This is a genomic window from Microbacterium sp. WHRI 7836 (assembly GCF_040223885.2).
GTDB lineage: Bacteria > Actinomycetota > Actinomycetes > Actinomycetales > Microbacteriaceae > Microbacterium > Microbacterium oxydans.
Genome location: NZ_CP168171.1, coordinates 3,635,825 through 3,652,788 on the forward strand (window position 1 = coordinate 3,635,825; position 16,964 = coordinate 3,652,788).

Consider the following 16,964-nt stretch of genomic DNA (forward strand, 5'->3'; position numbering starts at 1 on the left):
CGATGGACCTGCTGCAGTGGTTCGTCGAAGCCTTCAACTCGCAGTGGATCCTGCCGGGCGGGCAGACCCTCCTCGTGCGTGAGGTCGTGGGCAACGCGTTCGGCCTCGCGAGCGCCCTCGGCGGGATGCGCCGCAAGGTGTGGGCGTGGCCGGTCGGCATCATCGGCAACCTGCTGCTTCTCACGGTCTTCCTGGGCTCAGCGCTGAGCCCCGACCCGTCGCTGCCGCACCTGCTCGGGCAGGCCGGTCGGCAGATCATGTTCATCGCCGTGGCCATCTACGGCTGGATCCGCTGGCGGAATCTCGACGGCGGGCGAGTGGTTCCCCGCTGGGCCCCGACGAGCGCACGCATCGGCATGGTGCTCGTGATGATCTTCGGCACGGTCGCCCTGACCCCGCTGTTCCGTCTGCTCGGATCGTGGGAGCCGGTGTGGGCCGATGCCTGGACGTTCGTCGGATCCTTGCTCGCGACCTACGGCATGGCCAAGGGCTGGACCGAGTTCTGGCTGATCTGGATCGCCGTCGACGTGGTCGGCGTGCCGCTGCTGTTCAGCTCCGGCTACTACGCAACCGGCTTCATGTACGTCTTCTACGGCGTCTTCACCGCGATCGGGTTCGTGATCTGGTGGCGGGCACAGCGCACCGCCGCGCATCCGATCGAGATCCTGCCGCCCGACCCGAGCCCCCGACGGCCGGAGGAGGAAGAGCTCGCCTGAGCTCCGCCCTCCCCCGGCCCTTCCGCCTCGCTGTCGCCCCTCCTCGAAACGAGGCAGTCCTCAGGCCCGGCTCTTCCCCTTCACGGTCAGCGCCATGACATCGGCCGCACGCGCCGTGAGCCGTTCGAGCGGACCCTTGCCGACCGTGCGCGTCCAGACGAGTGCGCCGGCCATCATCAGCAGCGACAACGCGATCCAGGGAAGCACCGGGTTCGGGAGCCAGGTCGCCGCACCCGCCAGGATGAGGATCGCCTGGATGACGTAGCCGGTGAGGGGCACCGCACCATAGGCGGCCAGTGGTGCCATCGCCCACCTCGCGTAGCGGGTGACGATCAGGCACAGCCCGAGGATCGCCACCGCGAATCCGCCGGATGCGAGGATCTCGAGCACCCCGCCGGAGTGGGCGGAGAAATTGGTGACGGCCTCGAGCATCTTCGCGGGCGGGTCCTGCGACGCCACCCGGTCGAAGTACGACTGGCCGTCGACGTCGCCACCGCCGTCGCCACCGAACAGCAAGGCCTTCTCCGGCGCGAAGCAGGCGACGATGCCGTCGCTCGTCTGGCACGTCAGCCCGGAGATGTCGACCTCGTCACCCGGGACCATGCTCATCGAGCCCGAACCCGAGCCCGAACCCGAACCGGAGGCGGAGCTCGACGTCGTGACATCCTGCTGCGGCGGCGTGAGCAGCCCGCCCAGCGTGTATCCGCCGATCGCCACCAGCCCACCGCAGACGAGCATGACCACAGCCGTCTTCACGCGGGTCAGATCGAGGCGGCCGATGACCAGACCTGCGCAGAGCAGCGCCGCCCACACCGTGATCGGGTAGGTGCCGAACAGCACCAGCGACAGCCCAGGGCCACCCAGATCCGGCGAGAGCGTGCCGATCAGAGCGAGCAGCGGAGGACCGAGGATACCGAGCGCCGCCCCCGCGATCACCAGCACCCTGGTGCGCAGGTGCACCGTGAACGCCGCCAGGATGTACAGCACGCCGTACAGCGTGAGGATCACGGCGATGCCGGAGCCCAGCAGCTCGACCAGCAGCCCGATCGCGAAGATCGCCGCTCCTCGACCGACCAGGCGCAACCGGATCTTCCGCAGCTCGTCCGCAGTCGCGTTCTGCGCACCGCCGGTCATCAGCGCGAGAGATACCCCCGCCAGCAGGGCGAACAGGATCGAGGAGCGCCCGTTGACGATGTCCAGCCACGTCGACGGATCCGAGAGAGTGAAGTCAGGACCGCTTGCGACCATCAGGTGGGCGCCGAACATCCCGACCAGCGCGAGTCCACGCGCGACATCCACGCCGACGATACGGCGCCTACCCGTGGAGGTGGCTCCTCCGCGTCGCGGACGGCCGCCGGAGTCTGCGACAGAAGAGTCCTCCGTCGGCGCAGGGAATGACGGGATATTGTGGGGCGTGCTCAAAGGAGACCTCTCGAGGATTCAGCAGAGACCTCAAGCTCAACACGAACGCCCGAGGGCACACATCCACCCTCAGTACCGCTTCTCTCCGTCGAGCGAATGAAGTCGGCGCGTGCGGGTCCTAGCGGGTGTCAGTGCCGCACGCGGGCCAGGAACTCCGCCGTGGCCGGCTGCTGCGGGGCGTCGAACACCTGCGAGGGCGGACCCTGCTCGACGACCACGCCGTGCTCGAGGAACACGATGCGGTCGGCGACCTCGCGGGCGAACGACATCTCGTGCGTGGCCATCACGATCGTGGCGCCCTGGACCTTCAGCTCGCGCACCAGGTCGAGCACCTCGCCGACCAGCTGCGGGTCGAGCGCACTCGTGATCTCGTCGAGCAGCAGCACCTCGGGCTGTGTGAGCACCGCCCGCACGATCGCCACCCGCTGCTGCTGTCCGCCCGAGAGCCGGTCGGGGTACTCGCCCGCCTTGGCGCCGAGCCCGAGCGTCTCGAGCAGCGCGCGCGCCTTCGCCCGCGCCTCGGCCTTGCGCATCCCGTGCACGCGGACCGCGGCGAGCGTGACGTTGTCGAGCACGGTGAGATGCGGGAACAGGTTGAAGTGCTGGAACACGACCCCGGTCCGCCCCCGTACGGCGTCGGCATCCACCCGCGGGTCGGTGATGTCCTCCCCCGAGAGGAAGATCTGCCCGTCGTCGACCCCCTCGATGAGGTTCATGGTCTTGAGCAGCGTCGACTTGCCCGAACCCGATGCGCCTATCAGCACGACCACCTCGTGCGTGCCGACCGAGAGGTCGATGCCGCGCAGCACGTCGTGGTCGCCGAAGCGCTTGCGCACGCCCTTGGCTTCGATCACCGGCACGCTCATACGACTCCTCCGGCCTGCTCGCGCTTGTTCAGACGTGCCGTGACGACGTCGGTCAGGCGGATCATCGGCCAGCTGAGCACGATGAACATGAGGCCAGCGACGACGTAGGGGGTGAAGTTGTAGGTCTCGGCGACCATCAGCTGCGCGGCCCTGACGGCATCGACCGCACCGAGGACGGAGATCAGACCCACGTCCTTCTGCATCGACACGAAGTCGTTCATGAGTGCGGGCACGACCTTGCGGACGCCCTGCGGGATCACGACGATCCGCAGCGTCTGCCCGTGCGTGAGTCCGAGCGAGCGCGCGGCGATGCGCTGCGAGGGGTGCACCGCCTCCATGCCGGCCCTGAGCACCTCGGCGACGTACGCGGAGTAGGTGAGGACCAGCGCGATCGTGCCCCAGAACATCGCGGGCATGCGCGGGAAGATCCCGAGCGCGGGGATGCCGAAGCCCACCAGGTACAGCACGATCAGCAGCGGGATGCCGCGGAAGAAGTCGGTGTACGCCGCAGCGAGCGCACGCAGCGGGAAGAACACGGGGCCACGCAAAGAGCGCAGGGTGGCTAGGAGCGTGCCGAGGATCGCGACGCAGACCACCGCGATGACGAGCACGAGCAGGTTGACGAGCAGCCCCTGGAAGATCGGACCGATGCTCTCGAGCGCCACCTGGGGGTCGAAGAACGTCTGGCTGACGATCGCCCAACCGGGGGTGTTGACGACGACGACGATCAGCACCACGGCGAGCGCGAGGCTGCTGCCGAAGGCGATCAGGACCGAGCGCGTGGTGGCCCGGCGCCGCAGAGCGCGGCGTGACAGCTCGAGCTCGCTCGGCTGCCACTCCGCGTCGACGGACGTCGAGGTCATTTCAGGACGGGGACGTCGACCGCGTCGCTGAGCCACTTCTGCTGCAGCTCGTCGAGCGTGCCGTTGTCGCGCAGGGCGTCGACCGCCTTGGTGACGTCGGCCGTGAGGGCTGAGCCCTTGGGCAGCACGATGCCGAAGTCGTCTCCGCCGTTCGCGTCGGCGAACTGTCCGGTGACCACGCCGTCGTCGAGCTGAGCGCCGACGACGTAGAAGGCACCGGGGAGGTCGGTGATCATGGCGTCGATCTGACCGCCCTTGAGCGCGAGCACGACGTCGTCGACCGAGTTGAAGACGCTGAGGTTGCCTTCGCCGAGCTGAGCCTTCGCGACCGTGTAGCTCGTGGTGCCGCTGGCGACGCCGACCTTGGTGGCCTTGAGCTCGTCGATGGTGGTCGCGGATGCGGCGGGCGAATCGCCCACCGCCACGACGGCCTGGGTGGTCGTGTAGTACGGCGACGAGAAGTCGACGGCCTTCTTGCGGTCGTCGGTGATGGAGAACTGCTGCAGATTGATGTCCCAGTCCTTGGGACCGGGAGCGATGGCGCCGTCGAAGGTGGTGCGCACCCAGACGATGTCGTCGGCCGCGTACCCGAGCTGCTCGGCGACCGCGTTCGCGACCGCGCCCTCGAAGCCCTCGCCGTTGGAGGGGTCGTCGTCGACGAACCACGGCTCGTAGTTGGGCTCGCCGGTGGCGATCGTGAGCTTGCCCTCGGTCACGGTCGAGAGGCCCGACCCGTCACCGCTGCCGGAGTCGGAGGACGGCGAGGTGCACGCGGAGAGAGTGAGCGCGATGGCGGCGGCCGCAGCGGTGACGGCGGCTGCGCGGCGGAGGGAGAGGGCGAAGGGCACGATGACTCCAGGGCGAAGAAGGGTAGGGAGGAGAGCGCGGGGCAGGGCGGGTCCGCCAGGTGTCGAGGCGGGTCTGCCTCTACAGAGTAGGCGATGCGGCGAGTCGCCAATCGGCGAAGTCGAAACCTGGCGACACGAAGCACGACACCAGCACCTCGTCGGCGTCGAGCGGCCGCGCGGCCTGCCAGACACCGGCGGGCACGAGCACCTGTGCCGCGTCGTCGGGTCCGAGCACCACCGGGGTCGCCACCCCCGGCTCCGCGCCGTCGCCACCGAGACTCAGTTCGAGCCGCCCCGGGCCGTGCCACAGCCACAGCTCGTCGCTGGTCACGACGTGCCACTCACTCCGTTCCGACGGCAGCAGCAGGTAGTGGATGCAGGTGGCCGCCGGGCGCGGACCGTTCGGCGTCTCGACGGGAAGCGGGCTCGTCCAGGTGCGACGGAACCAGCCGCCCTCGGGGTGCGGCGCGAGGTCGAGCCGTTCGGCGGTCGCGGGGCGCTGTGTCATGCGGGTGCTCCGGTTTCGGGGAAGGAGTCGACGGCGTAGCGGACCTCGCCGGAGATGATGGTGGCGGCCGTGCGGCCCGCCCCGTGCTCGACGAGTTCGACCACGGCATCGGGGCCGGACGGGACGTCGAAGAACGTGAGGTCGGCGAGTGCCCCCACCGCGAGGTACCCGGTGCGGTCGGGACCGACGTCGATGCCCATGGCGTGCGCCCCTCCGAGGGTGGCCGCACCCAGCAGGCGGGCGTGCAGGTCGCGGTCGGTGTACCCCTGCGAGCGGGCGATGCGCGCGAGCTCGGCCACATCGGCCAGCACATCGAGCGAGGGGCTCGACGACAACGAGTCGGTGCCGACGGCGATCGGGCTGCCCTCGCGCAGGTACGCGGCGATCGGGGGTTCCTCGAGCCCGATGACGGCGTTCGATCGCGGGCACAGCGCCACGGTGGTGCGGCGCTCCCGGAGGATGGCACGGTCCCTGGCGCTCATGTACACCCCGTGCGCGATGTGGCAGTCCGGTCCGAGCACGCCGAGCTGATCGACGAACTCGGTGGCGCTGGTGCCGAATCCGGCCTTGCGCAGCTCCTGGAAGCTCGCGAGCCCTGCCGTGTGCCAGGCCTGCGGGTGCTCGTGCGCGAACTCGCTCTCGAAAGCAGCCTCGCCGAGGTGGATGTGGATGCGTCCGCCGCGCTCGCGCACGATGTCGGGGATCTCCAGCAGCGGCTCGATGTCGAGCGAGTAGGGAGCGTGGGGTGAGAGGCCCGTCCCCGGCGGCGTCGGCAGCGCGTCGAGCGCCTGCTCCACCTGCTCGCGCCCGGTGCGAGCCCAGTCGGCGTTGGTCCAGCTCATCACCTCCCAGTAGGTGATGCCGTGCAGGCGGGCGTCGTGCAATGCGGTCGCTGCCGCCCTGTCGGTCACGACATCCGCAACGGCCGTCGTGCCGAAACGCAGTGCCTGTGCGGCACCGTCGGCCGCGTCCACCGCCCAGTCGCGCCCACCTTCGTAGACCGGATCGAACGCGCGCACCCAGTCGTCGAAGCCGTCGTACTGCCCGCGCCCGACCGAGGCCATGCCCGTGTACTGCAGGTGGGTGTGCGCGTTCACGAGACCGGGGGTGAGCACGCCGTGCCAGTGCACCTCCTCCGCCTCGATCCCGCGTTCCGAGAGCGACCGCAGCACCCACTCGCGTTCGCCCACGTGCATGATCCGTCCGTCGCGCACGGCGACCGCACCGTCGACGATCGGCGGGGCGGTGATCGGCACGACGAGCCCCGCGGAGTAGACGGTCACGGCGGTCATGCGGACTCTCCTCGGAAACGCGGCGAGCGCCATTCGCGCAGCGCGTCGATCTGGGCGGCGCTGCGCTGGTCGATGCGCTCTCCGCGCAGGGCGAGAGCGGCCGTGCCGATGGCGGTGTCGGCCTCGGCGGGAAGGGCATGCACTCCGACGGGCAGCGCGAGCGAGAGCAGGTGCTCGACGGCGTACAACTGCACGGCGAACGACAGATCCATGATCTCGATCGGGTTGCCCTCGCCGGCTGCGAGGTTCACGCATCCGGCCCTCGCGATCACGAGCGCGCCGTCTCCCGCACGCTCGACGAACGGCGATCTCTGCCCGTCCGCTCCTGCGTACGACTGCAGCGTCGACACATCGAGGTCGACCTCGTGCGGAACACCGCCGGCGACCGCGACGATCGCCGCCGTGAGCAGCACCTCGGCATCGACCGTGTGCGGCGCACCGGTGGCCGAGACGACGAGCGCTCCGGGGGCGAGGTCGTGCAGACGCCCGATGCGGTAGCCGTCGTGCGTGGCGCGAAGTGCGCGCACCGGGTCGGTCTCGGTGACGCCGACCTGCACGCCCAGCGCCCGCAGGTGGGCGGCGACGCCCTCTCCTACGGGCCCGTAGCCCACGACCACGGCCGGCTGGTCGCGAAGGTCGATGCCGGCGGCGTCCAGGGCGTCGGCGATCGCGAACACGCAGGACTGCCCGGTGCCGTAGCGGTTGTCGAAAGAGGTCTTGGTCTGGGCGTCGTTCACCGCGATGACCGGGATCTCGAGCACTCCTTCGCGCTCCATGAGCCGCAGGGGCGTGAGTCCACTCGTGGTCTCCTCCGCCGCCCCACGCAGCGCGGCTGCGAGACCCTCCTCGTGCGCGAGACGGATCAGGTGGGAGCCGTCGTCGAGCAGCAGGTCGAAGCCGCGGCGCAGGAAGGCCACGGCGGCGGCGCGCTCCGCAGCTGCCGACAGGGCCGGGTCACCGTCGACGGGGATTCCGCGGGATCGCAGCACCTGGGCGACCTCGACGTCGATCTCATCCGGGTGGGCGTAGACGGCGACCGTCGCTCCGGCATCCCGCAGCAGCAGGGCGAGCTGGGCGGTCTTCGGCTCCAGCACCATCGCGATGCCGATCCGCACACCCTTCACCGTGCCGGCCTCGCGCAGGCGTCGCGCGCGATCGGTGGCGACGGGCATGTGACGTCCGGCCGCATCGACACGGTCGTGAGCCGTCTCACGCACTGGGAGAGCCTTGCCGTCGAGCAGGATCTCGGGCGTCGCACCCGGTGCGAGGACGACTCCGTGGCCGACCGTGCCGGTGCTTCCGAGATGCGCACCGAACGCGGGCAGCAGTCGACGCAGCTCGTCGGCCACGGCATCCGTTCCCACGACGGAGAAGTCGCGACCGGCCACGAGCAGGTTGGTCTCGCGGGCGAAGCGCCGCACCAGACGCTGGGCTGTCGCGGTCTCGTCGGTCACCAGTCAAGGGTAGAGCCCGCCGGGTGTGCCGACTGCCAGAGCGGAGGCTGTCGCGCCCGAATGTGTCGGCGCGTGTCGGCGACCCTGGATTCCCCGGCGCGGTTCGCCTTTCATGGAGCCCATGACCCGTCAGATCCGCTTCAACGCCTTCGACATGAACTGCGTCGCCCACCAGTCGTCCGGCCTGTGGCGCCACCCCGACGACCGGTCGCGGCAGTACAACACCATCTCGTACTGGACGGATCTGGCGAAGCTGCTGGAGAGCGCGACCTTCGACGGCATCTTCATCGCCGACGTGCTCGGCACCTACGACGTGTACGGCGGCACGAACGAGGCCGCCATCCGCAACGGCGCCCAGGTGCCGGTGAACGACCCGATCCTCCTGGTCAGCGCGATGGCCGCGGTGACCGAGAACCTCGGCTTCGGCATCACGGCCGGCACCGCGTTCGAGCATCCCTACCCGTTCGCTCGACGACTCAGCACACTCGACCACCTCACGCAGGGCCGCGTCGGCTGGAACGTCGTGACCGGTTACCTGCCCAGCGCCGCACGGAACATGGGCCAGGAGGACCAGCTCGCCCACGACGACCGCTACGACCACGCGGACGAGTACGTCGAGGTGCTCTACAAGCTCTGGGAGGGATCGTGGGAGGACGACGCGGTGGTGGAGGACCGCGAGCGCGGCATCTTCACCGACCCCGGCAAGGTGCACCCGATCGGGCATGAGGGGAAGCACTTCAGCGTTCCCGGCATCCACATCTCCGAGCCGTCACCACAGCGCACACCGGTGATCTACCAGGCCGGCGCGAGCCCGCGCGGGGTGAAGTTCGCCGCCGAGAACGCCGAGGCCATCTTCGTCGCCGCCCCCTCGAAAGAGGTGCTCGCCGGCACTGTCAAGCGCATCCGCGACGCGCTCGAGGCCGCAGGTCGCGACCGGTACGACGCCCGCATCTACACGCTGCTCACCGTGATCACCGCAGCGACGAGCGAAGAGGCGACCGCGAAGCACGCCGAGTACCTCTCCTACGCCAGCCCGGAGGGCGCACTCACCTTCATGTCGGGGTGGATGGGCGTCGATCTCTCGCAGTACGCCGAGGACGAGCCGGTCGGGAACGTCGAGTCGAACGCGATCCAGTCGGTGCTGCAGCACCTCAAGGAAGAGGCCGACCTCGGTCGCGAGTGGACGGTCGGCGACTTCGGGCGCCACAACGCGATCGGCGGCCTCGGCCCCACGATCGTCGGCTCGGGCGTCGAGATCGCCGACGAGCTGCAGTCGTGGGTGGAGGAGACCGACATCGACGGCTTCAACCTCGCCTATGCGGTCACCCCCGGCACCTGGCAGGACATCATCGAGCACGTCATCCCGGTGCTCCGCGAACGCGGCGTCTACCCCGAGGAGTACGCACCGGGAACGCTCCGCAACAAGCTCCACGGCCGCGGCGACCGCGTGCAGGACACGCACCGCGCCGCGAAGTACCGCGTCGGCTCCTTCGCGAAGGCGTAGCCCTCTCGCCTTCGAATCGCGCAAACGGGTGCTGCGGACGCCGTTTCCCACCATTTGCGCGATTCGAAAGTCCCCTACACGAAGACCCGGGGAGCCAGGGTCGACAGCAGAGCGAGCTTCTCATAGCTCTCCGACCCCGGGATCGCGGTGTAGACGAGAAGGAACTGCGACTGCTCGGGATCGACGAGGCTCTGACACGTCAGCTCGAGCGGCCCGAGGCCGGGGTGCACGAAGCGCTTCGTCTCGCGGGGCCGGAGCCCGACCTCGTGACGCTCCCAGATCTCGCGGAACTCCGCGCTGTGCTCCTGCAGCGCGTCGGCCATGCGGGCAGCTCGCGATGAGGGGCCCCGCCGGGCGATGACCTCCCGCAGACCAGACACCCACAGCCGCGACAGGAACTCGTGCTCGGCGGGGTCGTACAGGTCCCGCGTGGACGGCTCGCGGAACCAGCGATAACCGAGGCTCCGCTCCATGCCGGTGAGGTGTGCCGTGTCGCCGGTGAGCGCTACGCCGAGGGGCGTCTGCCGCAGGGTCTCTCCGAGTTCGCTCACGATCTCGGCCGGAGTGTCCTGCAGCCGGTCGAGGATCCGCAGCATCCCCGGTCCGATGTGGTCGCCGACTCCGCCCCGCGCGGGCGGTTGATGTCCGGCGAGGCGGAACAGGTGGTCGCGCTCGTCGATCGTGAGGTGCAGCCCCTGGGCGATCGCGGCGAGCATCTGCTCCGAGGGCAGCGGCCCGTCACCCCGTTCGAGTCGCGCGTAGTAGTCGGCCGACATGTGGCTGAGCGCGGCCACTTCCTCGCGACGGAGCCCCTCGGTGCGCCGTCGCGCCCCCCGCGCCAAACCCACGTCCTCCGGTTGCAGACTGTCTCGCCGCAGTCGCAGGAACCCCGCGAGCGCCGTCCTGTCGATGACCATCCGGGCCTCCTCCCGACGCCCCGATCCTCGCATCCGTCCGTGCCGGTATCCACTGCATGGGGAGTCCTGGTTGCGGCGACGCCCAGCACGCACGCTGGAGGAAGACCCGAAGGAGCACATCATGAGCCCGCGCATCCCCGACATCCGCATCCCCTCTCTCGCCGGCCGCCGTGCGATGGTGACGGGAGGGAGCGACGGCATCGGCCTGCACATCGCCACGCGTCTCGCCCGTGCCGGAGCCGAGATCGTGCTCCCCGTGCGCAATCCGCGGAAGGGGGATGCCGCCGCCGCGACCATCAGGGACGCCGCGGCGGGTGCGCAGGTGCAGACCGCGCCGCTCGACCTCTCATCGCTCGACTCCGTGGCGGAGTTCGGCGAGGCGATGCGGAGGGACGGCAGCCCCGTGCATCTGCTCATCAACAACGCCGGGGTGATGTCGCCGCCTGACCGGCAGACCACGGCCGACGGGTTCGAGGTGCAGTACGGGACGAATCATCTCGGGCACTTCGCCCTGGTCGCACACCTTCTTCCCGTGCTCAGCGCGGGGCAGGCGCGCGTGACCTCCCAGGTGAGCGTGGCCGCGGCCCGCGGAACGATCGACTGGCAGGATCCGAACGGGGAGCAGTCGTACGACGGGATGCGGGCCTACCGGCAGTCGAAGATCGCGTTCGGACTCTTCGGGCTCGAACTCGACCGGCGCAGCCGAGCGCTCGGCTGGGGCATCACGTCGAACCTGTCCCACCCCGGAGTCGCCCCCACGAGCCTGCTCGCCGCCCGTCCGGAACTCGGTCGCGCCGACGACACCGTCGAGGTGAGGGTGATCCGGTGGGCGTCCCAGCGCGGGCTGATCGTCGGCACGGCCGAGAGCGCCGCGTTGCCCGCCCTGTTCGCGGCAGCGTCGTCGTCCGCTCTGCCCGGCCGCCTGTACGGCCCGCGCGGTCCTGGCCACATGGGCGGCGCTCCGGCCGAGCAGGCCCTGTACCGTCCGCTGCGGAGCACGGCGGATGCCGCGCGCAGCTGGGACCTCTCGGAGCGGCTGAGCGGCGTGACCTACCCGCGGTGACGTCTGGTCAGTCGTCGCTGCGGCTGAAGATCCCGCGCAGCACGAGGAAGACCACCACGGCCACGACCGCGACGATCCCGAGCTTGAAGATGAACGCGAGGACCGAGAACAGCGCGCTCACGATCCACCACGCGATCACGACGGCGAGGATGACGCCGAGGATGGTCCAGAGGTTCTTGGTCATGCCTCCAGCCTACGGAGTCGAAGCTGCAGGAATCTCGTCGAGCGACCGGTACACGGGCAGCCCGAGCTCGTGGGCGATCTCGACGTCCTTGTCGGCGCCGGACGACTCCCCCGGCAGCCGCAGCACCGCGTCGCAGTGCAGGAGCAGTCGGCGGGCGGTCTCGTACATGACGTCGCCCTCGCCGGAGTCGCCCGGCTCGAGGGTGCGCAGGACCGGCAATGCGACCCACTCCCCGATCATCGGCACGTGGCCGAGGCGGAAGATCGGACCGGACGCCTCCTCCAGGCGCGCGAGATTGCGAGCGATCAGGGCGGGGTCGCCGTTCGTGCCGGAACGGTAGGGGCCGGCGATCAGGATCAGGAGTGGCTTCATCATGGAGATGACTGTAGTCTGAATCATGCATAAACGTGCAACTTCGTGAGGAAACGTATGCTCGCTGCTCAGCGCAAGGACCACCTGCTCGACGTGCTCACCCGCGAAGGACGGGTCGTGGCGAAGGCTGCGGCCGATGAACTCGGAGTATCGGAAGACGCCATCCGTCGCGACCTCCGCGAGCTCGCCGAGGAGGGAAGGCTCCAGCGCGTGTATGGCGGCGCGCTGCCCATCGCCGCGGCCGATCGCCCGGTGCGCGAGCGCCACGATCTGGCGACCCAGAGCAAGGAGCGGGTCGCCCGCCAGGCGGTCACGACCATCCTCCCCGGATCGACGATCGTGCTGGATGCCGGCACCACCACGCTCGCGATGGCGCGACTGCTTCCCTCCGGCACCGACATCACGGTCATCACCCCGAGTCCTGCCGTCGCCCTGGCCGTCGCCGAGCACTCGGATGCGCGCGTGATCATGATCGGCGGCGAGCTCGCCCGACACTCTCTCGTCGCCGGCGGAGGACTCGCGATGGAGGCGATCCAGCACCTCGCTGCCGACGTGTTCTTCGTCGGCGTCACGGGCGTCGACCCCCGACACGGTCTCACGACGGGCGAACTCGACGATGCCGTCACCAAGCGGGCGATCGCCTCCCGATGCGCCGCGACCATCGTGCTGGCCAGCGACGAGAAGATCGGCGCCGCCTCGCGCTACCCGGTACTGCCGTTCGAGGCGATCGCCGCGGTCATCACCGACCCCCTCGACGAGAATCCGCTGATCCCCGAGGTCCTGGCGCAGATCCCGGCGCGGACGTGAGCGACGACCCCTCCTCCTCCGCGAGGTGTTCCGTCAGTAGGGCGTGCACGTCTCCTGCCGCCGCGAGGAGCGTGACGCTGCGGCGCGTGAGGTCCGCCAACCGCTCCGTGAGGATGCGCTGCACCTGCGCGGTGTCACCGTGCGCGCGCACCTCGTCGATGATCCGCGAAACGGCGGGGATGCCGTAGCCGCCCGAACGCAGGGCGGCGGCGATCCGCGCCTCGGTGATCCCAGCGGAGTCGTAGGAGCGGACCGATCCTGCACGCCGAAGGGGGCGCACGAGCCCTTCTCGCTCCCAGTGCCGCAGTGCGGAGGAGCGGACGCCGAGCGCCTGGGCGAGTTCGCCGATGGCCATGGCATCGTCCTCGACGAACGGGTCGTCGGCCTCCGCCACCGCGTCCTCGAGTCCGCGCAGGGCCGCGCGCACCCGTGAGCGTTCGAGGGCGAGATCCGCGTGCAGGGTGTCGATCCGCTCCGCCGCCTGCTCGACCGATCCGCCGATGAGAGCGGGCATCAGTCGACGCGCGGGCACCGGACCGAGCGCCGTCGCCAACGCCCGATAGGCGTGCAGCGCCAGGACATGCGGCATCCGATACCGCCGGTACCCGTTCGCACCGCGCTCCGCGGCGGGGAGCACACCGAGTCGCTCGAGGTCGCGCACCTGCTGCGTCGAGTAGCCGATCTCGCTTGTTCGCAGCGTTGGATCGCTCAGCAATACGAAGAAGGACCACGTGCGAACGTGGTCCTTGTTCGTATTGCTGGTCAGCGGCGACGTGTCGACGTTCAGCCGAAACGAATTGCCTCGCTCGACTTCCACCGATGCGGACTCGAGTGCGTGGACGAGCGTCTTGTTCGAGAGCAGTCGTCGTTCGTAGTCCGAGATGACGGTGACGGGTTCGAGGGTGACGGGCCAGCTCGCGGTTCAGTGCAGCGATTGCTCACCGCGTCATGAGATCAGACAGTTCTTTAGCCGCACTGGAGCTTGTAATCGCCGGAGCTGAGCTGAGCTGACGCAGCGGTGACATCCTTGGCCCCAGAGGCTTTGAAATACGAGACAACGCGGAACGTGTGCTGCCCGGTCCCATTGCATTTGTACTGGACACTTTTTTGCACCATGTTCCACGTGCCAAAACTCTCGAAGGCTTCAGTAACGGGAACCCAGAGCCACCCGTTATGCATGAAAACGATTGACCTGATGTACGTCTTGGTGACGGCTCCCCAACAACTAGAGATTGCTGGCTTCGCGCCCACTGAACCGGAGGGGAACCCTTGTCCGGATGATCTCTTCCACATTTGTCCCACCGCAAAATGACAATTTCCTACTACCGTCGCTCTCGTGGTCGCACCTGGCGTCGATTCAGGAGCGCCGATGCTCGTGTCCGACCCAAGTGCATCCATCTCCGCGTCCGTCATCACCACCGCATCGGCAGGAAGCGGTGTTCCATCCGGGTAGACGAGGTACTCGTCGGGAACGTCCGCCGAGCTCACCGCTGTGAGTGGCGGGAGGTCGGGCGCGTCGTTCCCTGATGATGCCGCGTAAGCCGGGCTGCCGCCGGCTGCTACGATCCCGAGGATCAATGATCCAGCGAAAATAAAACCGAACTTGTGGTGGTGACGGTGTCTCATCTTTGAATACCTATTTCTAGTCAACTAAAACTTCCGCTAGACACTCGAGCCGCTTGACGCGCGGTAGGGGAGTCGTAGCGTCTACTGCGAATAAAGAGGCCCATCTGTTCCCGCGACCCGATAAGGCACAGAGACGGGGGTAAGCAGAACTGAGAGTCCGCTATCAGCCGCATACTTTTCCTGGAATTCGTACGCGTCGCTTTCGACGTCAAAGACGCCGATGAAACCAGGAGTTTCTTCCAAGTACACGATCCACACCATCATAAATGAAATGTATCACTTTCGACCTGGTGGCCGTCCTCGGCTATCAGCGCCTTCGCCCCGCGTGACGATACTGTCAAGAACTTCTTCGTCATGAGCTATCTCCCTGAGTAACTGGAAGCTATAGCTTCGCCCACCCGCAAGCTCCGTGTCTGTAGGACGTTCGGCCGACAGACAAAGCCCTGCCAACCGACTAAGGTCTCTTGGCTGCTCCGTCCATCGATCGAAGCCAGCCTGATGCACTCGGCACACTGACTTCGTCCGACCCCGCAGCGTCCGACTGGAGTGAGTCCGCGATCACGGTGTCGATGGGAGCAGTCAGCCACGCGCGTGATCATGTCGCGAGCCCGTGGCCGCTGGCTAATCTGACATCAGCGCTCGGACGTGAAGGATGGTCCGTCCGATCCGGCCCCCGCGAGGTGTTCCGTCAGTAGGGCGTGCACGTCTCCTGCCGCCGCGAGGAGCGTGACGCTGCGGCGCGTGAGGTCCGCCAACCGCTCCGTGAGGATGCGCTGCACCTGCGCGGTGTCACCGTGCGCGCGCACCTCGTCGATGATCCGCGAAACGGCGGGGATGCCGTAGCCGCCCGAACGCAGGGCGGCGGCGATCCGCGCCTCGGTGATCCCAGCGGAGTCGTAGGAGCGGACCGATCCTGCACGCCGAAGGGGGCGCACGAGCCCTTCTCGCTCCCAGTGCCGCAGTGCGGAGGAGCGGACGCCGAGCGCCTGGGCGAGTTCGCCGATGGCCATGGCATCGTCCTCGACGAACGGGTCGTCGGCCTCCGCCACCGCGTCCTCGAGTCCGCGCAGGGCCGCGCGCACCCGTGAGCGTTCGAGGGCGAGATCCGCGTGCAGGGTGTCGATCCGCTCCGCCGCCTGCTCGACCGATCCGCCGATGAGAGCGGGCATCAGTCGACGCGCGGGCACCGGACCGAGCGCCGTCGCCAACGCCCGATAGGCGTGCAGCGCCAGGACATGCGGCATCCGATACCGCCGGTACCCGTTCGCACCGCGCTCCGCGGCGGGGAGCACACCGAGTCGCTCGAGGTCGCGCACCTGCTGCGTCGAGTAGCCGACCAGCCGTCCGAGCGCCGCAGTGGTCATCACCTGCTCTTGAGGGTTCTACACGTGCCTCCTTGTCTTTCCGGCCCTTGAGCCCACATAAGCACATCAGCCTCAACATTGAAGGATGGAAATGCAGGAGATCATCGAAGAGGTCCGCTCGTTCGACGGCGTGCTCGTCGTCGCCCCGGAGGCAGGCAGCGACTTCCCCGAACTGTCATGGGGAGACGCATACTTCTACCACGCGCCCGACGGCCGGATGCCGGAGCGCACGCAGCCGTACGGGACGATCATCACGAAGGACTATCCCGACGACACGTCCTCCGCGCTGGACGCTCCAGGGCGCTTCCGGGTGAACATCCACGTCGGACGCGAGCGCGCGGAGTCGATCATCGCGGCGGGGTCTCTCACGGGCGGCGACACCGACCCGACGGCGGTCGACGTCTTCCGGCCTCACCCGTTGTACGGCACCGCCGGCTGGGTGTGCGTGATCAACCCCGCAGCGGCGACGGAGGGTGCCGTGCTCGCCCTTCTCCGCGAGGCGCACGAGGCCGCGCGCGCTCGCACCGGACGACGGACGAGGTGAACCCCATGTCGACTCCGCAGGGCATGACTCTTCAGGGCATGACCGAGACCGACCGTCGGATCGTCGCGGTGTGGGCGGCCGACTGCGCCGAGCGCGTGCTGCCGCTGTTCGAGACCGAGGCCCCGGACGACGACCGTGCGCGCGATGCCATCGCCAGGACGCGCGCCTTCGCGCGGGGCGAGCTCACGGCTGCGGGCGAGATCCGTCGTCGCTTCGTCGCGGGCAGGGCTGCTCGCAGCGCCGTGACCCCTGCCGGCACCGCCGCCGCCCGCTCCGCGGCACAGGCCGCAGGGGTCGCGCACATGGGTGCGCATGCTCTCGGGGCAGCCGCCTACGCCGCGCGGGCCGTCGAGCGGGCACACCCGGACGCCACCGACGCCCGTGCATCCGACGCCCGTGCCGCAGAGGTGCGATGGCAACTCGCACACCTCTCTCCCGAAGCCGCTGCAGCCCTGCGCACCCTCCCACCGCTCGGCACCGATACAGCCGGACCCCTCGGGCCCGGGCTCCTCTCCTCCGGAGCCCTCGGCGAAGTGATCCTCGAGATCCAGGCACACCTCTCCGCCTGATCCTCGACCGCTTCAGCCCGGATTCAGCGTCGACCGACCACACTG

General features: G+C 68.9%; 18 protein-coding genes. 6 read left to right on the forward strand and 12 right to left on the reverse strand.

The window, feature by feature from the left end; translation table 11 throughout:
* Nucleotides 1-2: 2 nt before the first annotated feature.
* Nucleotides 3-716, forward strand: a complete 714-nt coding sequence (pnuC, locus tag ABRP18_RS17490) for a nicotinamide riboside transporter PnuC (RefSeq protein ID WP_349885129.1) — start codon at nucleotides 3-5, stop codon at nucleotides 714-716.
* A gap of 60 nt (nucleotides 717-776) precedes the next feature.
* Here pnuC and ABRP18_RS17495 read toward each other — a convergent pair whose 3' ends face one another.
* The 7 genes from ABRP18_RS17495 to ABRP18_RS17525 all read right to left on the reverse strand — a co-directional run bounded on the left by ABRP18_RS17495 (nucleotide 777) and on the right by ABRP18_RS17525 (nucleotide 7,969).
* Entirely contained in the window at nucleotides 777-2,015 is a 1,239-nt protein-coding gene (locus ABRP18_RS17495; RefSeq protein ID WP_349885130.1) for a heparan-alpha-glucosaminide N-acetyltransferase domain-containing protein, read from the reverse strand.
* 251 nt (nucleotides 2,016-2,266) lie between these two features.
* Nucleotides 2,267-3,004 (reverse strand): amino acid ABC transporter ATP-binding protein, encoded by a 738-nt coding sequence (locus ABRP18_RS17500; protein WP_349885131.1) that lies wholly within the window; start codon nucleotides 3,002-3,004, stop codon nucleotides 2,267-2,269.
* Nucleotides 3,001-3,867 carry an amino acid ABC transporter permease gene (locus tag ABRP18_RS17505; RefSeq protein WP_282846813.1) on the reverse strand — a complete coding sequence of 289 codons (867 nt, stop codon included), beginning with the start codon at nucleotides 3,865-3,867 and terminating at the stop codon, nucleotides 3,001-3,003. The genes ABRP18_RS17500 and ABRP18_RS17505 overlap by 4 nt, the downstream gene beginning before the upstream one ends.
* Nucleotides 3,864-4,715, reverse strand: a complete 852-nt coding sequence (locus ABRP18_RS17510) for an ABC transporter substrate-binding protein (protein WP_349885132.1) — start codon at nucleotides 4,713-4,715, stop codon at nucleotides 3,864-3,866. Before ABRP18_RS17510 ends, ABRP18_RS17505 begins: the two co-directional genes overlap by 4 nt.
* Before the next feature lie 79 nt (nucleotides 4,716-4,794).
* Nucleotides 4,795-5,223, reverse strand: a complete 429-nt coding sequence (locus tag ABRP18_RS17515) for a cupin domain-containing protein (protein WP_046748566.1) — start codon at nucleotides 5,221-5,223, stop codon at nucleotides 4,795-4,797.
* Nucleotides 5,220-6,515: an amidohydrolase family protein gene (locus tag ABRP18_RS17520; protein ID WP_058631959.1), complete on the reverse strand. Its 1,296-nt coding sequence runs from the start codon at nucleotides 6,513-6,515 to the stop codon at nucleotides 5,220-5,222. Before ABRP18_RS17520 ends, ABRP18_RS17515 begins: the two co-directional genes overlap by 4 nt.
* Nucleotides 6,512-7,969: an adenosylhomocysteinase gene (locus tag ABRP18_RS17525; RefSeq protein ID WP_349885133.1), complete on the reverse strand. Its 1,458-nt coding sequence runs from the start codon at nucleotides 7,967-7,969 to the stop codon at nucleotides 6,512-6,514. Before ABRP18_RS17525 ends, ABRP18_RS17520 begins: the two co-directional genes overlap by 4 nt.
* A gap of 121 nt (nucleotides 7,970-8,090) precedes the next feature.
* Between ABRP18_RS17525 and ABRP18_RS17530 the strand changes: the two genes are divergently transcribed.
* Nucleotides 8,091-9,473 carry an LLM class flavin-dependent oxidoreductase gene (locus tag ABRP18_RS17530; RefSeq protein ID WP_349885134.1) on the forward strand — a complete coding sequence of 461 codons (1,383 nt, stop codon included), beginning with the start codon at nucleotides 8,091-8,093 and terminating at the stop codon, nucleotides 9,471-9,473.
* A gap of 74 nt (nucleotides 9,474-9,547) precedes the next feature.
* On the opposite strand, the gene ABRP18_RS17535 is transcribed toward ABRP18_RS17530, so the two are convergent.
* Nucleotides 9,548-10,390 (reverse strand): helix-turn-helix transcriptional regulator, encoded by an 843-nt coding sequence (locus ABRP18_RS17535; RefSeq protein WP_349885135.1) that lies wholly within the window; start codon nucleotides 10,388-10,390, stop codon nucleotides 9,548-9,550.
* A 121-nt stretch (nucleotides 10,391-10,511) separates the two neighbouring features.
* Here ABRP18_RS17535 and ABRP18_RS17540 point away from each other — a divergent pair, with 121 nt between their 5' ends.
* Nucleotides 10,512-11,453 (forward strand): SDR family oxidoreductase, encoded by a 942-nt coding sequence (locus ABRP18_RS17540; RefSeq protein ID WP_349885136.1) that lies wholly within the window; start codon nucleotides 10,512-10,514, stop codon nucleotides 11,451-11,453.
* 7 nt (nucleotides 11,454-11,460) lie between these two features.
* On the opposite strand, the gene ABRP18_RS17545 is transcribed toward ABRP18_RS17540, so the two are convergent.
* Complete coding sequence (locus ABRP18_RS17545) at nucleotides 11,461-11,637, reverse strand: hypothetical protein (protein WP_046748560.1); 177 nt, start codon at nucleotides 11,635-11,637, stop codon at nucleotides 11,461-11,463.
* Between the two features lie 9 nt (nucleotides 11,638-11,646).
* Nucleotides 11,647-12,012, reverse strand: coding sequence for an NUDIX hydrolase (locus tag ABRP18_RS17550; RefSeq protein WP_046748559.1), 366 nt, complete (start codon nucleotides 12,010-12,012; stop codon nucleotides 11,647-11,649).
* 54 nt (nucleotides 12,013-12,066) lie between these two features.
* Between ABRP18_RS17550 and ABRP18_RS17555 the strand changes: the two genes are divergently transcribed.
* Nucleotides 12,067-12,816: a DeoR/GlpR family DNA-binding transcription regulator gene (locus ABRP18_RS17555; RefSeq protein ID WP_349885137.1), complete on the forward strand. Its 750-nt coding sequence runs from the start codon at nucleotides 12,067-12,069 to the stop codon at nucleotides 12,814-12,816.
* Here the strand turns inward: ABRP18_RS17555 and ABRP18_RS17560 are convergent.
* Both ABRP18_RS17560 and ABRP18_RS17565 read right to left on the reverse strand, forming a co-directional pair.
* Complete coding sequence (locus tag ABRP18_RS17560; RefSeq protein WP_349885138.1) at nucleotides 12,749-13,531, reverse strand: MerR family transcriptional regulator; 783 nt, start codon at nucleotides 13,529-13,531, stop codon at nucleotides 12,749-12,751. The genes ABRP18_RS17555 and ABRP18_RS17560 overlap by 68 nt on opposite strands.
* A gap of 1,543 nt (nucleotides 13,532-15,074) precedes the next feature.
* Nucleotides 15,075-15,806 (reverse strand): MerR family transcriptional regulator, encoded by a 732-nt coding sequence (locus ABRP18_RS17565; protein WP_349885139.1) that lies wholly within the window; start codon nucleotides 15,804-15,806, stop codon nucleotides 15,075-15,077.
* Nucleotides 15,807-15,891: 85 nt separating this feature from the next.
* On the opposite strand from ABRP18_RS17565, the gene ABRP18_RS17570 reads away from it, so the two are divergent.
* Together ABRP18_RS17570 and ABRP18_RS17575 are read left to right on the forward strand one after the other, a co-directional pair.
* Nucleotides 15,892-16,350 carry a DUF6194 family protein gene (locus ABRP18_RS17570; protein WP_113680810.1) on the forward strand — a complete coding sequence of 153 codons (459 nt, stop codon included), beginning with the start codon at nucleotides 15,892-15,894 and terminating at the stop codon, nucleotides 16,348-16,350.
* A gap of 5 nt (nucleotides 16,351-16,355) precedes the next feature.
* Nucleotides 16,356-16,919 (forward strand): putative immunity protein, encoded by a 564-nt coding sequence (locus tag ABRP18_RS17575; RefSeq protein WP_349885140.1) that lies wholly within the window; start codon nucleotides 16,356-16,358, stop codon nucleotides 16,917-16,919.
* The last annotated feature ends 45 nt before the right edge of the window (nucleotides 16,920-16,964 follow it).